The sequence below is a fragment of the Mycobacterium sp. NPDC003323 genome (genome assembly GCF_053589535.1).
The window spans coordinates 197594-212430 of record NZ_JBSFSB010000005.1 but is presented as its reverse complement, the minus strand read 5'-3'; the positions used below and the strand labels follow the sequence as shown (position 1 = coordinate 212430).

17 protein-coding genes are annotated in these 14837 nt (G+C 68.1%); 11 read left to right on the top strand and 6 right to left on the bottom strand.

The annotated features are described in order from the left end of the window. Window positions 1-18: 18 nt before the first annotated feature. Together ACWDUN_RS15100 and ACWDUN_RS15095 are read right to left on the bottom strand one after the other, a co-directional pair. Window positions 19-1053 (bottom strand): quercetin 2,3-dioxygenase, encoded by a 1035-nt coding sequence (locus ACWDUN_RS15100; protein ID WP_449929924.1) that lies wholly within the window; start codon window positions 1051-1053, stop codon window positions 19-21. Continuing rightward, entirely contained in the window at window positions 1050-1955 is a 906-nt protein-coding gene (locus ACWDUN_RS15095) for an alpha/beta hydrolase fold domain-containing protein (RefSeq protein ID WP_449929922.1), read from the bottom strand. The genes ACWDUN_RS15100 and ACWDUN_RS15095 overlap by 4 nt, the downstream gene beginning before the upstream one ends. A 194-nt stretch (window positions 1956-2149) precedes the next feature. Between ACWDUN_RS15095 and ACWDUN_RS15090 the strand changes: the two genes are divergently transcribed. From ACWDUN_RS15090 to ACWDUN_RS15080, 3 genes are read left to right on the top strand one after another with little or no spacing between them, the layout of a single operon-like run. Then, on the top strand, window positions 2150-2791 hold the full coding sequence (locus ACWDUN_RS15090) for an HNH endonuclease (RefSeq protein WP_449929920.1): 642 nt from the start codon (window positions 2150-2152) through the stop codon (window positions 2789-2791). Between the two features lie 52 nt (window positions 2792-2843). Beyond that, complete coding sequence (ctaJ, locus tag ACWDUN_RS15085; protein ID WP_449930189.1) at window positions 2844-3047, top strand: aa3-type cytochrome oxidase subunit CtaJ; 204 nt, start codon at window positions 2844-2846, stop codon at window positions 3045-3047. After that, window positions 3034-3510, top strand: a complete 477-nt coding sequence (locus ACWDUN_RS15080; RefSeq protein WP_449929918.1) for a DUF5130 domain-containing protein — start codon at window positions 3034-3036, stop codon at window positions 3508-3510. Before ctaJ ends, ACWDUN_RS15080 begins: the two co-directional genes overlap by 14 nt. Window positions 3511-3561: 51 nt before the next feature. Here ACWDUN_RS15080 and ACWDUN_RS15075 read toward each other — a convergent pair whose 3' ends face one another. Then, on the bottom strand, window positions 3562-3900 hold the full coding sequence (locus ACWDUN_RS15075) for an HNH endonuclease (RefSeq protein WP_449929916.1): 339 nt from the start codon (window positions 3898-3900) through the stop codon (window positions 3562-3564). An 83-nt stretch (window positions 3901-3983) separates the two neighbouring features. Next, window positions 3984-6542, bottom strand: a complete 2559-nt coding sequence (pepN, locus tag ACWDUN_RS15070; RefSeq protein WP_449929914.1) for an aminopeptidase N — start codon at window positions 6540-6542, stop codon at window positions 3984-3986. 96 nt (window positions 6543-6638) lie between these two features. On the opposite strand from pepN, the gene ACWDUN_RS15065 reads away from it, so the two are divergent. Further along, window positions 6639-7247, top strand: a complete 609-nt coding sequence (locus ACWDUN_RS15065) for a mycothiol-dependent nitroreductase Rv2466c family protein (protein ID WP_449929912.1) — start codon at window positions 6639-6641, stop codon at window positions 7245-7247. Here the strand turns inward: ACWDUN_RS15065 and mgtE are convergent, their stop codons facing one another. Further along, a complete protein-coding gene (mgtE, locus tag ACWDUN_RS15060) occupies window positions 7248-8609 on the bottom strand; it encodes a magnesium transporter (protein WP_449929910.1) in 1362 nt (453 codons plus the stop codon). It abuts the gene before it with no gap. 222 nt (window positions 8610-8831) lie between these two features. Here mgtE and ACWDUN_RS15055 point away from each other — a divergent pair, with 222 nt between their 5' ends. The 5 genes from ACWDUN_RS15055 to ACWDUN_RS15035 all read left to right on the top strand — a co-directional run bounded on the left by ACWDUN_RS15055 (window position 8832) and on the right by ACWDUN_RS15035 (window position 13005). Next, the gene (locus ACWDUN_RS15055) at window positions 8832-10226 is read left to right on the top strand and encodes a purine-cytosine permease family protein (RefSeq protein WP_449929908.1); all 1395 of its coding nucleotides are present in this window, start codon (window positions 8832-8834) and stop codon (window positions 10224-10226) included. A gap of 11 nt (window positions 10227-10237) precedes the next feature. Continuing rightward, the gene (locus tag ACWDUN_RS15050; protein ID WP_449930187.1) at window positions 10238-10669 is read left to right on the top strand and encodes a nucleoside deaminase; all 432 of its coding nucleotides are present in this window, start codon (window positions 10238-10240) and stop codon (window positions 10667-10669) included. Further along, a complete protein-coding gene (locus tag ACWDUN_RS15045) occupies window positions 10666-11625 on the top strand; it encodes an isopenicillin N synthase family dioxygenase (protein ID WP_449929906.1) in 960 nt (319 codons plus the stop codon). The genes ACWDUN_RS15050 and ACWDUN_RS15045 overlap by 4 nt, the downstream gene beginning before the upstream one ends. A gap of 102 nt (window positions 11626-11727) precedes the next feature. Next, a complete protein-coding gene (locus ACWDUN_RS15040; protein WP_449929904.1) occupies window positions 11728-12207 on the top strand; it encodes a ribose-5-phosphate isomerase in 480 nt (159 codons plus the stop codon). Between the two features lie 3 nt (window positions 12208-12210). Further along, the gene (locus tag ACWDUN_RS15035; RefSeq protein WP_449929902.1) at window positions 12211-13005 is read left to right on the top strand and encodes an Fpg/Nei family DNA glycosylase; all 795 of its coding nucleotides are present in this window, start codon (window positions 12211-12213) and stop codon (window positions 13003-13005) included. Between the two features lie 79 nt (window positions 13006-13084). On the opposite strand, the gene ACWDUN_RS15030 is transcribed toward ACWDUN_RS15035, so the two are convergent. Next, window positions 13085-13891, bottom strand: coding sequence for a DUF1542 domain-containing protein (locus tag ACWDUN_RS15030; protein ID WP_449929900.1), 807 nt, complete (start codon window positions 13889-13891; stop codon window positions 13085-13087). 158 nt (window positions 13892-14049) lie between these two features. Here ACWDUN_RS15030 and ACWDUN_RS15025 point away from each other — a divergent pair, with 158 nt between their 5' ends. Both ACWDUN_RS15025 and ACWDUN_RS15020 read left to right on the top strand, forming a co-directional pair. Further along, window positions 14050-14475 (top strand): hypothetical protein, encoded by a 426-nt coding sequence (locus ACWDUN_RS15025; protein ID WP_449929898.1) that lies wholly within the window; start codon window positions 14050-14052, stop codon window positions 14473-14475. Window positions 14476-14552: 77 nt separating this feature from the next. Next, window positions 14553-14831 carry a hypothetical protein gene (locus ACWDUN_RS15020; RefSeq protein ID WP_449929896.1) on the top strand — a complete coding sequence of 93 codons (279 nt, stop codon included), beginning with the start codon at window positions 14553-14555 and terminating at the stop codon, window positions 14829-14831. The last annotated feature ends 6 nt before the right edge of the window (window positions 14832-14837 follow it).

The window sequence follows — 14837 nt, the reverse complement described above, 5'->3', positions numbered from 1 at the left end:
GCTTCGCTTGCCCCGGGGTCAACGACCGCGCATCGGGGGCGGCCCGACGACTTCGAGGTCCAGCTCGGCGCGTGCCCGGGCGAACCCGTCGACGGGGAATCCCACGTCAGCCCCCTCGACGTGCACATGGGCTTCGGTGGGGCTGTTCATGTATTCGAAGAATTTCTCGAACACACCGGTCGTCAACAGGCCGAGCATCTGCGTGGTGTGGCTGTCGAAGGCGAAGCTGTGGACCGTGCCGGCCGGCGCGTGCACGAAGTCGCCCTTGGTCAACACCAACTCCTCGCCGTTGACGTGCAGCAGGATGCGTCCCTCCAGACAGAAGAAGTTCTCGGTGTGTTCGCGGTGGAAGTGGCGCGGGATGTAGGCGCTCTTGGCGCCGATGGTGTGCATCGCGAAATAGCTCGCGCCGGTGTTGGCCGGCCGGGCCAGATAGGTGTTCAGCTGATCGTCGGCGGCCCAACGGTCACCCTCACCCGCACGCAGCACATACGGCGTGGCCGCAGTGGGCAGGTCGGTGCCGGTTCGCGGCGGCAACACCGTCTTCTCCAGATCGTGCAGCCTGATGCCGAACCGGTCGGCCGCCTCGGATTGTTGCAGCGCCGATGGCCCGGCCGGATACACGTGTGCGGCGGTCTCGCGGTAGTCGCTGTGCGCCCAGTCGTGGCCGCCACCGGTGAGCCAGCTCAGGAACCGGGTGCGGTGCGCGAGCATCCGGTAGGCGTACGGGGTCCCGGCCGGAATGGTCACCGAATCGCCCGGGATGAGCTGGTGCGTCTCCTCGGGTAGCCACACCTGGAGCTGCCCGTCGGTGACGTACAGGAACCGGTGTCCTTGGTCGTGGGAGATGAACGTCGTCTCGGTGCCCTTCGCGCCGTAGACGTAGGCCGCTCCGAACTGACCGCCGGTGTCCTCGGGACGGGCGATGACGGTGACCAGTTGGCCGGCGGACTCATAGCGCAGACCCTCACCGGCGGCCATGTAGAAGGGCAGGCAGGTTCCGGGCAGCGTGTTGCGCAACGGGGCGGCGGATTGGATGTCGGTCAACGTCACGGCTGCTCCTTCAGGGTGAGCGCGAAGAAGGCTTCGATGGTGGAGAACGACGCGTGCGGGTGCCGTTGTGCGAATGCGCCCAGCCGCGGACCGCCGGCGCGCACGGACGCCCGAGCGTGCGGGTCCCGTTCCAGGTGGCCTTGGTCCAGCAGTTGGCCCGGACCGAGTTCCAGCACGTCACCGGGATTGAGGAAGCCGTGCCCGAAGCCATCGATCAGATAGAGCGCGGCGTCGTTGTCGTGGCGCCGCAGCGCGTCGTACAGCGCGATGCTGTGCGTGGGCGGCACCAGGGTGTCGGCACATCCGTGCAGCAACAGGAACGGCGGGGCGTGCGGGCCGACCTGCAGGGCGGGGCTGGCATCGCGTGCGGCCGCCGGCCGCTCGACGGCCGGCCCGCCGAGCAGACCGGCCTCCGGACTGCCGGCCGGCGCAGCGGTCAGATCGGCGGGCCCGTACCCGGCCACGACGGCCACGACGGCGGGGGAGACGCGGCCGCGCCCGTCGCTGGGAAGCGGCGCGAGGTTGGCGCGCAATCCGGCCAGCGCGGCCAGGTGCGCACCGGCCGAGGATCCCCACAACCCGATGCGGTGGGGGTCGGCGTTCAGCGCCGCGGCGTTTCTGCGCAACCAGCGCAGCGCCGCTCGCACGTCGTACAACTGGCCGGGATGGCGGGTGCCCGGTGTCAGCCGGTAGTCGATGCTTGCCATCACATAACCGTAAATAGCGAAGTGCTGCAACAGATCCGGCCGGGCAGTGCGATCCTGCATCCGCCATCCGCCGCCGTGCAGCCAGAGGATCACCGGCATCGGGTCGCCCGTATACGGCGGCCGTGTGATGTCGATGAGCAGCCCGGGGCTGTACTCGTGCGTGGATGTGCGGACGACGGTGGATACCGTGTCCAAGGGGTAGATTCCTCCGACTGCAGCGCCTGGGCCTGGGTCGTCGCCGAAGCGGTTGTAAGGCCCTTCCTTGAGCAACTGCGCTTAGCAAGTCTAACAGATCTTTCACCCGATGTTCACCGGACTGACCAGCGAACACCGACGAAATAGCCGTGCGAGCGGCACCGAATCGTGGTGGACTGTCCTCCGGAGGACGAATGTCGCAGCGCAAGAAAAGCCCTGCTCGACGGGCGGGCTCATACCCCACGGCCGTGGTCGCCCCTGCCGCTGCGCGCGCACTACAGGTCGCCGATGCACCCCCGACCGTCCATCAGGGATCGGTGTCGGGACGCCGCCGGGTGCTGCTGCTCAATTCGACCTATGAACCGCTGACCGCGCTGCCGATGCGCCGGGCCGTCATCATGCTGATGTGCGGTAAGGCCGACGTGGTGCACGACGACCCCACCGGGCCGGTCATCCACTCCGCCACGCGGTCCATCGTCGTCCCGTCGGTGATCCGGCTGCGGACGTTCGTCCGGGTGCCCTACCGGGCGCGTATCCCGATGACACGGGCCGCCCTGATGCACCGCGACCGGTTCCGGTGTGCATACTGCGGCGGCAAGGCCGACACCGTCGACCACGTCATCCCGCGCAGCCGCGGCGGCGAGCACTCCTGGGAGAACTGCGTCGCCGCCTGCTCGGCGTGCAACCACCGCAAGGCCGATCGGCTGCTCTCGGAGTTGGGCTGGTCGCTGCGCTCGGCGCCGATGCCGCCCAAGGGACAGCACTGGCGGCTGCTGTCCTCGGTCAAGGAACTGGACCCGGCGTGGGTCAGATATCTGGGTGAAGGCGCGGCCTGAGCGACGCTGCGATACGGTTTGCCTTGTGAGCACAGCACTTAGCCATTCCCTGATGGGTGGGGTCCCGCTGCTCGTGTTTCTGGTGTTGGCCGCGCTGGCCTACCGCCACAAGGGACCGCACCCTGAGTCATACAAGCTCGGCGACGAGTGGACGCACGCCCCGATCCTGTGGGCAGCCGATGAGCCGGCCGACCATGGTCACGGCGGCCACGGCCATCACGTGACGGTGGGAGGTGGCGCAAGTGGCAAGTGGTAGCCATGATGTGGTGCCCACCAGCGCCGAGGTCGCCCTGCCCTACGGGTACGCGCTGACCAGCAGCGGCCGGATCTCCGGGGTCACCGAACCGGGTGAGCTGTCGGTGCACTACCCGTTCTCGACCAAGGACCTGGTCGCCCTCGACAACGCCCTGAAGTACGGCTCGCGCTACGCCAAGGCGCGATTCGCGGTCTTCATCGGCGACCTCGGCACGGACACCGCCGCCACGGCGCGCGAGATCCTGGCCAAGGTGCCCACCGCCGACGACGCGATGCTGCTGGCGGTGTCGCCGAATCAGCGGGCCATCGAGGTGGTCTTCGGTGCCGGGCTCAAGGGCCGTGGCGCCGAGACGGCCGCACCGCTCGGGGTTTCCGCCGCGCTCGGTTCGCTGCGTGAGGGCAATCTGATCGACGGTCTGATCAGCGCCATCAACGTGATGTCGGCGGCGGTCTCGCCGGCCTGACGCCAGTTGTTTCTCGGCCCCGGTACCGCGGTACCGGGGCCGAGTGCTTTTTCAGATCAGCTGTGCGCGGATGGCGACGTAGCGCTCCAGGAACAAGCGTTCGGCGAGGCGCTTGCGGCGCATCCAGCCGGTGACCTCGTCGTTGCACTTGCTGGCATTGCATGCCGCGCAGGCGGGCACCACGTTCTCGATGGTGTAGCGCCCGCCGCGCGAGATCGCCATGACGCAGTCGCGCTGCAGCGGCTTGTCGACAACTCCGCAGTACGCGCATCCGCCCCAGGCGTCCCGGATCGCGGTCCACTGCTCGGCGGTCAGGTCGTTGACCACCGCCTTGACGCGGCGGGTGCGCCTGCGCGCGGCGCGGGCTCTGCGCGAGTTGCTGACGGCCACCGCAAGATCATGCGGCGCGAGCGTGCGATAACTCGGCTGCGCGAGCGGCGTGTCGGGGAGCAGACACGCACGCTCGCCGGAAGCTAGCTGACGTCGAACTTGCGCGCCCGCAGCGACCGCTCCACGCCGGCCCGGCCCTCGACCACCAGCCGGCGCAGCGCCGGCGGCACCGCCGGGTCGGCCAGGAACGCATCGGCGGCGTCCAGCCCACCCTGGCTGATATCCCACGACGGGTACAGACCGATCACCACGGTCTGGGCGACCTCACTGGACCGGCGCTCCCACACCCCGGAGATCGAGGCGAAGTACAGATCCCGGAACGTCGCCAACAACTCGGCCTGGCCGGGCTGCACGAATCCGCCGACGATGGCCCGGGTGGTGATGTTGGCCAGGCTGTCGTCCTCGATGACCCGCTGCCACGCCGCGTTCTTGACCATGCGCTGCGGACGCGCGGCGGCCGCGGCTGCGGCGTTGCGCTTGCCGGCCGCAGTGTTGTCGTTCGCGGCCTCGGTGTCGATGAACGGTGTCTCGGCGCCGTCGGCGTCGATCACCCCGGCGCGGGCCAGGGCGGTGACGATGCGCCACCGCAGATCGGTGTCGATGACCAGACCGGCCAGGTTCACCGCGGCCGGCTCGTTGTCCAGCAGCGTCGACAGCACCGCGATGTGATTCGGTGCGAGCACCGACGTGCACAGCGCATTGACGAACGCCAGCTGATGATCCGATCCCGGTGCGGACTCGCGCGCCAGGTCCAGCAGCGCATCGCCGAACGCCGGCCAACCGTTCTCTGCCGCCCACGCCGGGTCGGCGTAGGAACCCAGGGCGGTCTGCGCCTGCAGCAGCAGTCGTTGCGCCACACCTACTTCGGTCTCACCGTGGATACCGCTGATGACCAGGGTCACGAAATCGCGGGCCTTCATCTCGGCCTCGCGGGTCATCTCCCAGGCCGCCGACCACGCCAGGGTACGGGGCAGCGGATCGGCGATATCGGCGATCCGGCTCAGCACCGTCTGCAGCGACTGCGGATCCAGCCGCGACGAGCAGTAGGTCAGATCGTCATCGTTGACCAGGATGAGGCGGCCGCGCGGAACACCCACCAGTGCAGGCACATCGGTGCGTGCGCCCTCGATGTCGAGTTCCTCGCGATGCACCCGGACCAGTTTGCCGGAGGCGTCCTCGTCGTACACGCCGACGGCCAGCCGATGCACCCGGGTCTCACCGGCGCCCGGCGCCGCACCGGACTGCTGCACCGCGAACCGGCTGAACTTGCCGTCGTCGTCGACATCGAAATCGGCGCGCAACGTGTTCAGTCCGGTCGTCTTGAGCCACTGCCGACCCCAACCGGACAGGTCGCGACCCGACGACTTCTCCAGCGCGCCAAGCAGATCCCCGAAGGTGGCGTTGCCGAAGGCGTGGTCGCGGAAGTAGTCGCGCAGCCCGGCGAGGAACGCCTCCAGGCCCACGTACGCGACCAGCTGCTTGAGCACACTGGCGCCCTTGGCGTAGGTGATGCCGTCGAAGTTCACCTCGACGGCGTGCAGGTCCGGGATGTCGGCGGCCACCGGGTGAGTCGACGGCAGCTGATCCTGGCGATAGGCCCAGGACTTCTCCACGTTGGCGAACGTCGTCCAGGCCTGGGTGTACTCGGTGGCCTCGGCCTGGCACAGCACCGAGGCGAACGTCGCGAAGGATTCGTTGAGCCACAGGTCATCCCACCACTGCATGGTGACCAGATCGCCGAACCACATGTGTGCCATCTCGTGCAGCACGGTCTCGGCGCGCCGCTCGTAGGAGTAGCGGGTGACCTTGGACCGGAAGACGTAGTCCTCCAGGAACGTGACCGCCCCGGCGTTCTCCATGGCCCCGGCGTTGAACTCCGGCACGAACAGCTGGTCGTACTTGCCGAAGGCGTAGGGTTCGCCGAAGTTGCGGTGGTAGAAGCCGAAACCCTGCTTGGTCTCGGTGAACAGCCGCTCGGCGTCCATGAACTCCGCCAACGACGCCCGGCAGAAGATGCCCAGCGGGATGTCACCGTGCTCGTCGCTGTAGACGTCGTCCCAGCGGGCGTACGGGCCGGCGATCAGCGCCACCAGGTAGGTGCTCATCCGCGGCGTGGTGACGAAGGTGTGCCGGCCGCTCTCGACGGAGGCCGTCGCGCCGTTGGAGATGACCTGCCAGTGCTCGGGAGCCGTCACCGTCACATCGAAGGTGGCCTTCAGGTCGGGCTGGTCGAAGCAGGCGAACATCCGCTTGGCGTCGGCGGTCTCGAACTGTGAGTACAGGTAGACCTCATTGTCGACGGGGTCGACGAAGCGGTGCAGACCCTCACCGGTGTTCGAGTACAGGCAGTCGGCCTCGACGACGAGTTCGTTGCGCTCGGCCAGCCCGGGGAGCGCGATGCCGGTGGATTCGTCGTAGCCGGACACGTCCAGCGGGTGACCGTTGAGGGTGGCGCTGTGCACCGTGTCGGCGGCCAGGTCGATATAGGTGTCCGCGCCGGCGAGCGCGGCGAACGTCACGGTGGTGATGGACCGGAACGTCTTCTCACCGGTGGTGAGGTCCAGATCGATGCGGTAGTTGTCCACGGTCACCAGGGCGGCGCGTTCGGCGGCCTGGTCACGAGTCAGATTGGGAAGAGCCACGAGGCCTAACTTAGTCCCCGGCGGGGAACATATGCCCGGCGACGACAGTTGTGCCGTCGTGAAGACCGACCACACGACGAGCGAGAGGGTGCACGAATGGCTGGGAAAGATGTCGCCGGATTCTGGTTCGACCCGCTGTGTCCGTGGTGCTGGATCACCTCACGCTGGATTCTCGAGGTCGAGAAGGTCCGCGATATCGAAGTCAACTTCCACGTCATGAGCCTGGCGGTGCTCAATGAGGGCCGTGATCTGCCCGAGGAGTACCAGGAGATGATGAAGAAGGCCTGGGGGCCGGTGCGGGTGGCCATCGCCGCCGAACAGGCGCACGGGTCCGAGATCCTGTCCCCGCTCTACACCGCGATGGGCACGTTGATCCACAACGACGGCAACAAGGACTTCGATGACGTGATCAAGAAGTCCCTGGAGCAGGTCGGCCTGCCCGCCGAACTCGCCGAGGCGGCCACCACCGACACGTACGACGAGGCGCTGCGCAAGAGCCACCATGCCGGCATGGATGCCGTCGGTGATGATGTCGGCACGCCGACCATCCACGTCAACGGTGTCGCGTTCTTCGGCCCGGTGCTCTCGCGGATCCCGCGCGGCGAGGAGGCCGGCAAGTTGTGGGACGCGTCGGTGATCTTCGCGTCCTACCCGCACTTCTTCGAGCTCAAGCGCACCCGGCACGAGTCGCCGGAGTTCGACTGATCACAGCCCCTGCAGCTGGGACAGCGTCGCGTGGGCGATCATGAAGTAGATGATCAGTCCGGTGCCGTCGACGATGGTGGCGATCATCGGCGCCGACACCACGGCCGGGTCGACGCGGCATTTCTTGAGCACCGGCGGCAACACCGACGCCACGAAAGACGACCACAGCACGATGGCCGCGACGGTCAGTGTCACCGTCAGGGTGATCTCGGGCCCCACACCCAGCATCCAGGCCCGGATGAGCGCGGCCAACGCCATGGTGAGAGCGATCATCATGCCGGTGGACATCTCCTTGGCCAGCACGGCGGGCACGTCCCGTAGCCGCACCTGACCGGTGGCCATCGCGCGGACCAGCGTGGTGGTGATCTGGGTGCCGGTGTTGCCGCCGGTGCCGATCAGCAGCGGGATGAAGAAGGCCAGCGCGACGACGGCCTCCATCTCCTCCTCGAAGTGGCGCAGTACGGTGCCGGTGTAGGCCTCGGCGATGAACAGCAGCAACAACCAGCCGATGCGCTTGCGCCACAGCAGCCACGGCGACGCGCGCAGATAGGGCACCTCCAGCGGTTCGGACCCGCCCTGGCGTTCGGCGTCCTCGGTCGCCTCCTCCTCGGTGATATCGCCGGCGGTGTTCTCGGTGAGGATGCCCAGCAGTCGGTTCTCGGCATCGACCACCGGGACGGCGACCAGGTTGTGGTCCATCAGGGTCTGCGCGGCGTCCTCGGCGTCGGTCAGCGGGGATACCGACAGCACGTCGGTGTCGGTCAGCGCCGACACGGGCTGCTCGGCATCGGTGAGCACCAGATCGCGGAACGCCAGGACACCGAGCAGATGATTGCCGTCGTCGGTGACGTACACGTATGCGCCCGTGCGCGAATCGCTGCGCAGCGTGGCAGCGTCGGCGCGGATGGTGGCGACTGCGGCGGCGACGGTCATATCCGGTCTCACCGTCAGCGCCTCGGGAACCATGTGCGCGGCCACCGAGTCCTGCGGCCAGCTGAGCAATCCGCGCAGCGCGTCGGCGCGCGGTTGCGGCAGCGCCGACAACAGCGACTCGCGGGGCGCTTCCTTGACATCGCGCAGGACGTCGGCGGCGTGGTCGAGATCGAGGGCATCGACCGCGCCCGCGGCGTCGCGCGCGTCCATGGCCTCGAGCAGTTCGGCCGACAGCGTGTCATCGATCGATTCGAACAGTTCCGCGGCGGTGTGCCCGTCCAGTCTGGCGCCCAGCGCCCGTGACTCCTGCGCGGTCAGCCGGGTCAGTTGGTGCGTCCGCTCGGCGGGGTCGATGACCTCGCGCAACCACCGTGCGACGGTATCGCCGGTGATGGCGTCGCGCACCGACGCCGACACTGCGCTGCCCATGGATCTTCTCCGTTTCTGTCCGCCGGCCCCCGGATTGCGCAGCCAATCTAGCAAGCCTGCGGAGTGGATATTGACGCGTGGGATGGCCTGTCGGGCAACGCATTTTCAGTTGAACAGCAACCCACCGACGGATGTACGACGAGTGGACGACGACGAAATCCGTAGTGTGAAATTCGGTCGTTCCGGTTGCAAGCACGTGCCGGTGGCATCAAGGTGCTCAGAATGACAGCGGCTGAACCCACCACCGACGGCACCTATCGGGATCGCATCGTCGCGGTAGAACCGGGCGGCAACGAGTTCATCGCCGAGGCCGACCGGCACGGCCGGCCGAGCCAGTTGCTGTGGACCTGGGCCTCGCCGAATCTGGAGTTCGCCACCATCTTCTTGGGCGTGCTGGCCGTCTCCTACTTCGGCATGAACTTCTGGCAGGCCGCCGCGGGCATCATCGTCGGCGCCGGCCTGGGCGCGCTGGCGCACTTCTTCCTGTCGGCCCGCGGACCGCGACTCGGCGTCCCGCAGATGGTGGTGGGGCGACTGTCGTTCGGCTACCGGGGCAACGGTGTGCCCTCGACCTTGATGGCCATCACCGCGGGGGTCGGCTGGTTCGCCACCAACAGCATCAGCGCGGCGTTCGCGCTGTCCACCCTGTTCGGCATCGGCCCGCTGCTCGCGCTGGTGCTGGTGGTCGCCGTGCAAACCGCGCTGGCCTTCTTCGGGCACAACCTGGTGCAGGCGTTCGAACGCTGGGCGTTCCCGGTGCTGGCGGTGATCTTCGCGGTGACCTCGGTGGTGATCATGTCCAAGGCCGATCTGGCCGCCCCCGCGCTGGACGGTGGCGTCGGTGGGCTGGGCGGATTCCTGCTGACGGTCGGCACCACCTTCGGCTACGTCGCCGGCTGGGCGCCGTACGCCGCGGACTTCAGCCGCTACCTGCCCAGCAGTGTCTCCCCGATGCGCACCGGCCTGTTCGCCGCGGCCGGACTGTTCGGAGCCTGCACCATCCTGGCGATCGTCGGCGCCGCCTCGGTCACCATCGTCACCGCCGCGACCGACAACCCGACCGACGCGTTCACCAGCTCGCTGCCCGGGTGGCTGGCCGCGGCCACCCTGCTGGCCATCGCGATCGGTGCCGTCGCGGCCAACGCCATCAACGTCTATTCGGCGGGCATGGCATTCGTCACAACGGGCGTCACGCTGCCCGCCCATATCGCACGGGCCCTGGCGACGGCGTTCTTCGGGTTGGCCGGATTCCTGGTCGCCTGGTGGGCGCTGGCCGATGCCGCGACCAGTTACAAGAGCTTCCTGTTCCTGATCGCCTACTGGGTGGGGCCGTGGCTGGGCGTGGTGTTCGCCGACCAGATCCTGCGCCGCGGCCACCGCGTCGACGGATTCCTCTATGACCACACCTACTCGAACCGGCCCGGGCTACTGTCGTTCCTCATCGGCCTGGTCGTGTCATTCCTGCTGTTCTGCAATCAGGAACTGTTCGTCGGATACGTCGTGCGGGCGGTGCCTCAGCTCGGGGATATCGGGTTCTTTGTCGGATTCGTGCTCGCCGGCGGCTGTTATCTGGTGCTGTGCCGGTCCAAGATCGAAGCGGAGAAGGTGATCGCGTGACCCCGGAGCAGATGCTCGACGTCGCCGTCGACGAGGCACGAAAAGGGTTGTCCGAAGGCGGTATCCCGATCGGCGCGGCACTGTTCACCGCCGACGGCGTGCTGCTGGGCAGTGGGCACAACCGACGCGTGCAGAACGACGACCCCTCGGTGCACGGGGAGACCGACGCATTCCGCAACGCCGGGCGCCAACGTGACTACCGGTCCACGGTGATGGTGACGACGCTGTCGCCGTGCTGGTACTGCAGTGGGCTGGTGCGCCAGTTCAACATCGGTGCTGTGGTGATCGGGGAGGCCAAGACCTTCTCCGGGGGACACGAGTGGCTGGCCGAGAACGGCGTGCAGATCACCCTGCTGGAAGACGAGCGGTGCGTGACGATGATGGCGGAGTTCATCGCCGCCCGACCCGACCTGTGGAACGAGGACATCGGAGTGGCTGAATGAGCGCCATTGCAACAGTGGACATCTCGCGCTGGTACGCCGGTGGGGCCGACGCCGACGCGCTGGCCGCCGAGGTCGACGAGGGACTGCAGCGGGCCGGGTTCATCATCGTCACCGGCCACGGTGTCGACACCGATCTCGCCGCCCGGGTGCGCGCCGCGAGCCGTGAGTTCTTCGCGCTGCCGACCGAGGTGAAGCAACGCTATTCGGTGCCCGTGGGTGGGCATGGCTGGATCGGTCCCGGTGCCGAAGCCAACGCCTATGCCGAAGGCACCGAGACCCCGCCCGATCTGAAGGAGAGCTTCAGCCTGGGCGCCGAGACCCAGACCGGCGATCCCGACGTCGACCGGATCTGGTTCGCGCCCAACGTGTGGCCGGCCGAGGTGGCGCAGTTGCAGGGTTTGGTCGGTGAGTACACCGCCGCCATGCGCACACTCTCCGATGACCTGCTGGCGCTGTTCGCCAAGGCACTCGGGTTGCCGGCGAATCCTTTTGCCGCGCTGGCCAGCCGGCCGACCTGGACCATGAACATCAACCACTACCCGCCGGTCAGCGTGGTCGGCGAACCCGAACCCGGACAATTCCGCATCGGCCCGCACACCGACTTCGGCACCGTCACGGTGCTGGACCGTGAACCCGGCGCCGGCGGGCTGCAGGTGTACTCCGAGCAGGCCGGGTGGGAGGACGCGCCGTGGGAGCCGGGCGCGCTGACCGTCAACATCGGCGATCTGCTGGAGTACTGGAGCGGGCGGCGCTGGCCGTCGGGCCGGCACCGGGTGTTGCCCCCGCAGCCGCACGCCCCGGAGGAGGACCTGGTCTCGTTGATCTACTTCTACGAGGCCAACCACGATGCGCTGGTCACCCCGCTGGCGCCGCCGATCGGGCGGGTCGGCGGGCTGGAGCCGGTGACCTCGGCGGACTTCATCAAGGAGCGGCTCGACGCCATCACCGTCGGCTGAGCCGCGGCTGCCCGGCGCCGAGGTTGACGTTTCGGCGAGCCCCACTCGATCTTCGGCGCCCATATGTTCGTTTGGGCGTAGTGGCTAGATAGGGTGAGCGCCATGCGCGTCTACATCGGTGCCGACCACGCCGGATTCGAGTTCAAGAAGACCATCATCGAGCATCTCAAGAAGACCGGCCACGAGCCGATCGACTGTGGCGCCTACGCCTACGACGCCGAGGACGACTACCCGGCGTTCTGCATTGACGCCGCGATCAAGACCGTCGCCGACCCCGACAGCCTGGGCATCGTGCTGGGCGGATCGGGCAACGGCGAGCAGATCGCGGCCAACAAGGTTCCCGGCGCCCGGTGCGCGCTGGCCTGGAGCGTGGAGACGGCGAAGCTGGCCCGCGAGCACAACAAGGCGCAGCTGATGGGTCTGGGTGGTCGCATGCACACCGAGGAAGAGGCACTCGCCATCGTCGACGCCTTCCTGTCCACCCCGTGGTCGGAGGCCGAACGCCACCAGCGGCGCATCGACATCCTGGCCGCCTACGAAATCGACCACATCGCTCCGCCGGTGCCCGGCGCCCCCGCCTGAGCGATGCCCGAAGGGCACACCCTGCACCGGCTCGCCCGGTTGCACCAGAAGCGGTTCGGGCGGTCACCGGTGACGGTGTCGAGCCCGCAGGGCCGCTTCGCCGACGGTGCGGCCGCGGTGAGCGGCCGCGTGCTGCGCCGCGCCGACGCCTGGGGCAAGCACCTGTTCCACCACTACGACGGTGGCGCGGTGGTGCACGTGCATCTGGGGCTGTATGGCACCTTCACCGAGGCCGCGCTGCCGCTGCCGGCGCCCGTCGGTGCGGTTCGGATGCGGATGGTCGGCGCCGAGTACGGCACCGACCTGCGCGGCCCGACGGCCTGTGAGGTCATCGATGCCGGGGGAGTGGACGACGTGATCGCCCGGCTCGGCCCCGACCCGTTACGCGCCGACGCCGATCCGGAACTCGCGTGGAAACGAATTGCGAACTCCCGCAGGACCATCGGCGCCCTGTTGATGGACCAGGCGGTGCTGGCCGGGGTGGGCAACGTCTACCGCAGCGAGCTGTTGTTCCGGCACCAGATCGATCCGTACCGACCCGGCACCCATATCAGCGGTGACGAGTTCGAGGCCATGTGGACCGATCTCGTCGCGCTCATGAAGGTCGGCGTGCGGCGCGGGAAGATCGTGGTGGTGCGTCCCGAACACGACCGCGGCGCCCCGTCGTACCGGCCCGGCCGCCCGCGCACCTATGTGTACCGCCGCACCGGTGAGCCGTGCCGGGTGTGCGGGACACCCGTGCGCACCGCCGAGCTGGAGGCCCGCAACGTGTTCTGGTGCCCCACCTGCCAAACCTGACCTCGGCTCACCTACGCCGAACCGAACAAACGGGTGAACTTGTGCGAGTAGGAATCGACTATTCGTCGATCTCGGCGACCTAGAAGTCGAACCCGCCGAAGTCGCCGCCACCGAAGTCGCCGCCGCCATCCCAACCGCCGGAGTCCCAGCCGCCCTGATCACCGCCGCCGTCGAAGCCACCGGCGTCACCGCCGCCGTCGAGCTGACCCTGGTCGAGCCCGTCCTGGAAACCGTCGCCGTAACCGTTCTCGAACGCCTGCGCGTCATAGCCGACGCCGGACATTCCGCTGAACATCGCGCTGAACAGCATCGCCGAACCCAGGCCCCAGGCGCCGGCGACCAGAGCCGGCTTCCACCACGGTTCGGAGTACCAGCCGGCCGGGACGGGTCGTCCGGCGACGCGGCCACCGGGGTAGTAGTTCGGGGTCCGCTCCGACGGTGTGGGGGACGCCTCGATCTGTCGGCCCTCGAAATCGACGCGCCGATCCTCGGTGACCGCACCCGCCGTCCGTTGTCCGGCAAGCGATTCCAGCTCGGGTCCGGGATCCATGCCCATCGCGGTGCGCGCCGCGCGCACGTAGTAAAGGCCCTCGATGGCGCTCTCCTTGGCCAGCTCGGCCTGCTTGGCGGTGGTGGCCTGTTCGATCTGGGAGGAGGCCGCCGTGTAGCGCTCGGAGGCGTCGGCCATCGCCTGCTTGGAGGCGTCGTCGTTGCCGGTGAGGTTGAGCACCTGCCCGCCGAGCCGCTCGATGACGCGTCGCGCGTCGGCCTTCGCGTCGGCGAGGGACTCGGCCGACTTCCGGTTGTTCGCTTGCGACGAGTTGTAGACGACGAATGCGATCGCCGCGATGACGAGGACGATGAGGATGAGCAATACGCCGTTCATGCGTCCAGCGTACCGACAGGAAACCGCCGTTCCTGTGCTCGATCACAGCGAACACAGCGGTGCGCGGCCGACTTTCACGCCCAGCTGAACACACGCTTGCGGCGATCGTGGTTCGGTGACGGTGCCTGCGGGTCTACGGTTGTGCCGAGGGGGCGCTGATGATCTGCCGAGCAGTGGCGGTCGTGCTGGGAGCTGCCGCGACGATCACCGCGTGCAGCACCACGACCGGTGTGGCGACTGCCCCGGACCGGGTCACCCCGCTGACCTCGACCACGCCTTCGCGCAAGGCCGTGCTGCCTCCGGAGATCACCCGGACCGTGACGGCCCCGCCGGGAGCGCCAGGCCTGACACCGGAGGCGTTCGCGGAGGTGCGTGCCGCCGGCGTCGACCTCTCCGACGGCGTGATCATCGATCAGACCAGGCTCGCCTGCATCATGGGCGAGGGCAGCTTCGTCGAAACTCGGCAGGATCTGGCCAAGGTGCTCGTCTATATCGGCAGCCAACTGCGACCGGCCGAGTTGGCAGCCGTCATCGACGTGGCGATCAAGTATGAATGTCCACAGCTTTCCGACAAGCTCGGCTGACCGGTGACAGCCGTTCCTGCGCGGCGTAAATTCGGATCACCAGCAGGGTCGGGGCGTCTCCGGTGGAGGGCCTGCACATGAATATCGATATCGGTCGATCGGTCACCGTCGGTATGGCAGCGGTGTTGCCGTTCGCGTTCGTGACATTCGTCTCGGTGGGTACGGCCAGTGCCGCCGAATGCGGTGCCGGGACGATCTATGACCCGCCGACCGACACCTGCGTGGCCGCACCGCTCCCGCCGCCGCCGTTGCCCCCACCACCGCCCCCACCGCCGTGGAACGGGGACCCGACGCCCGGCTTCTCGATCGGAGTGTGTGCGCCGATCCCGTTCGTCTCGCTGTGCACCGGGATCTGAGGACAA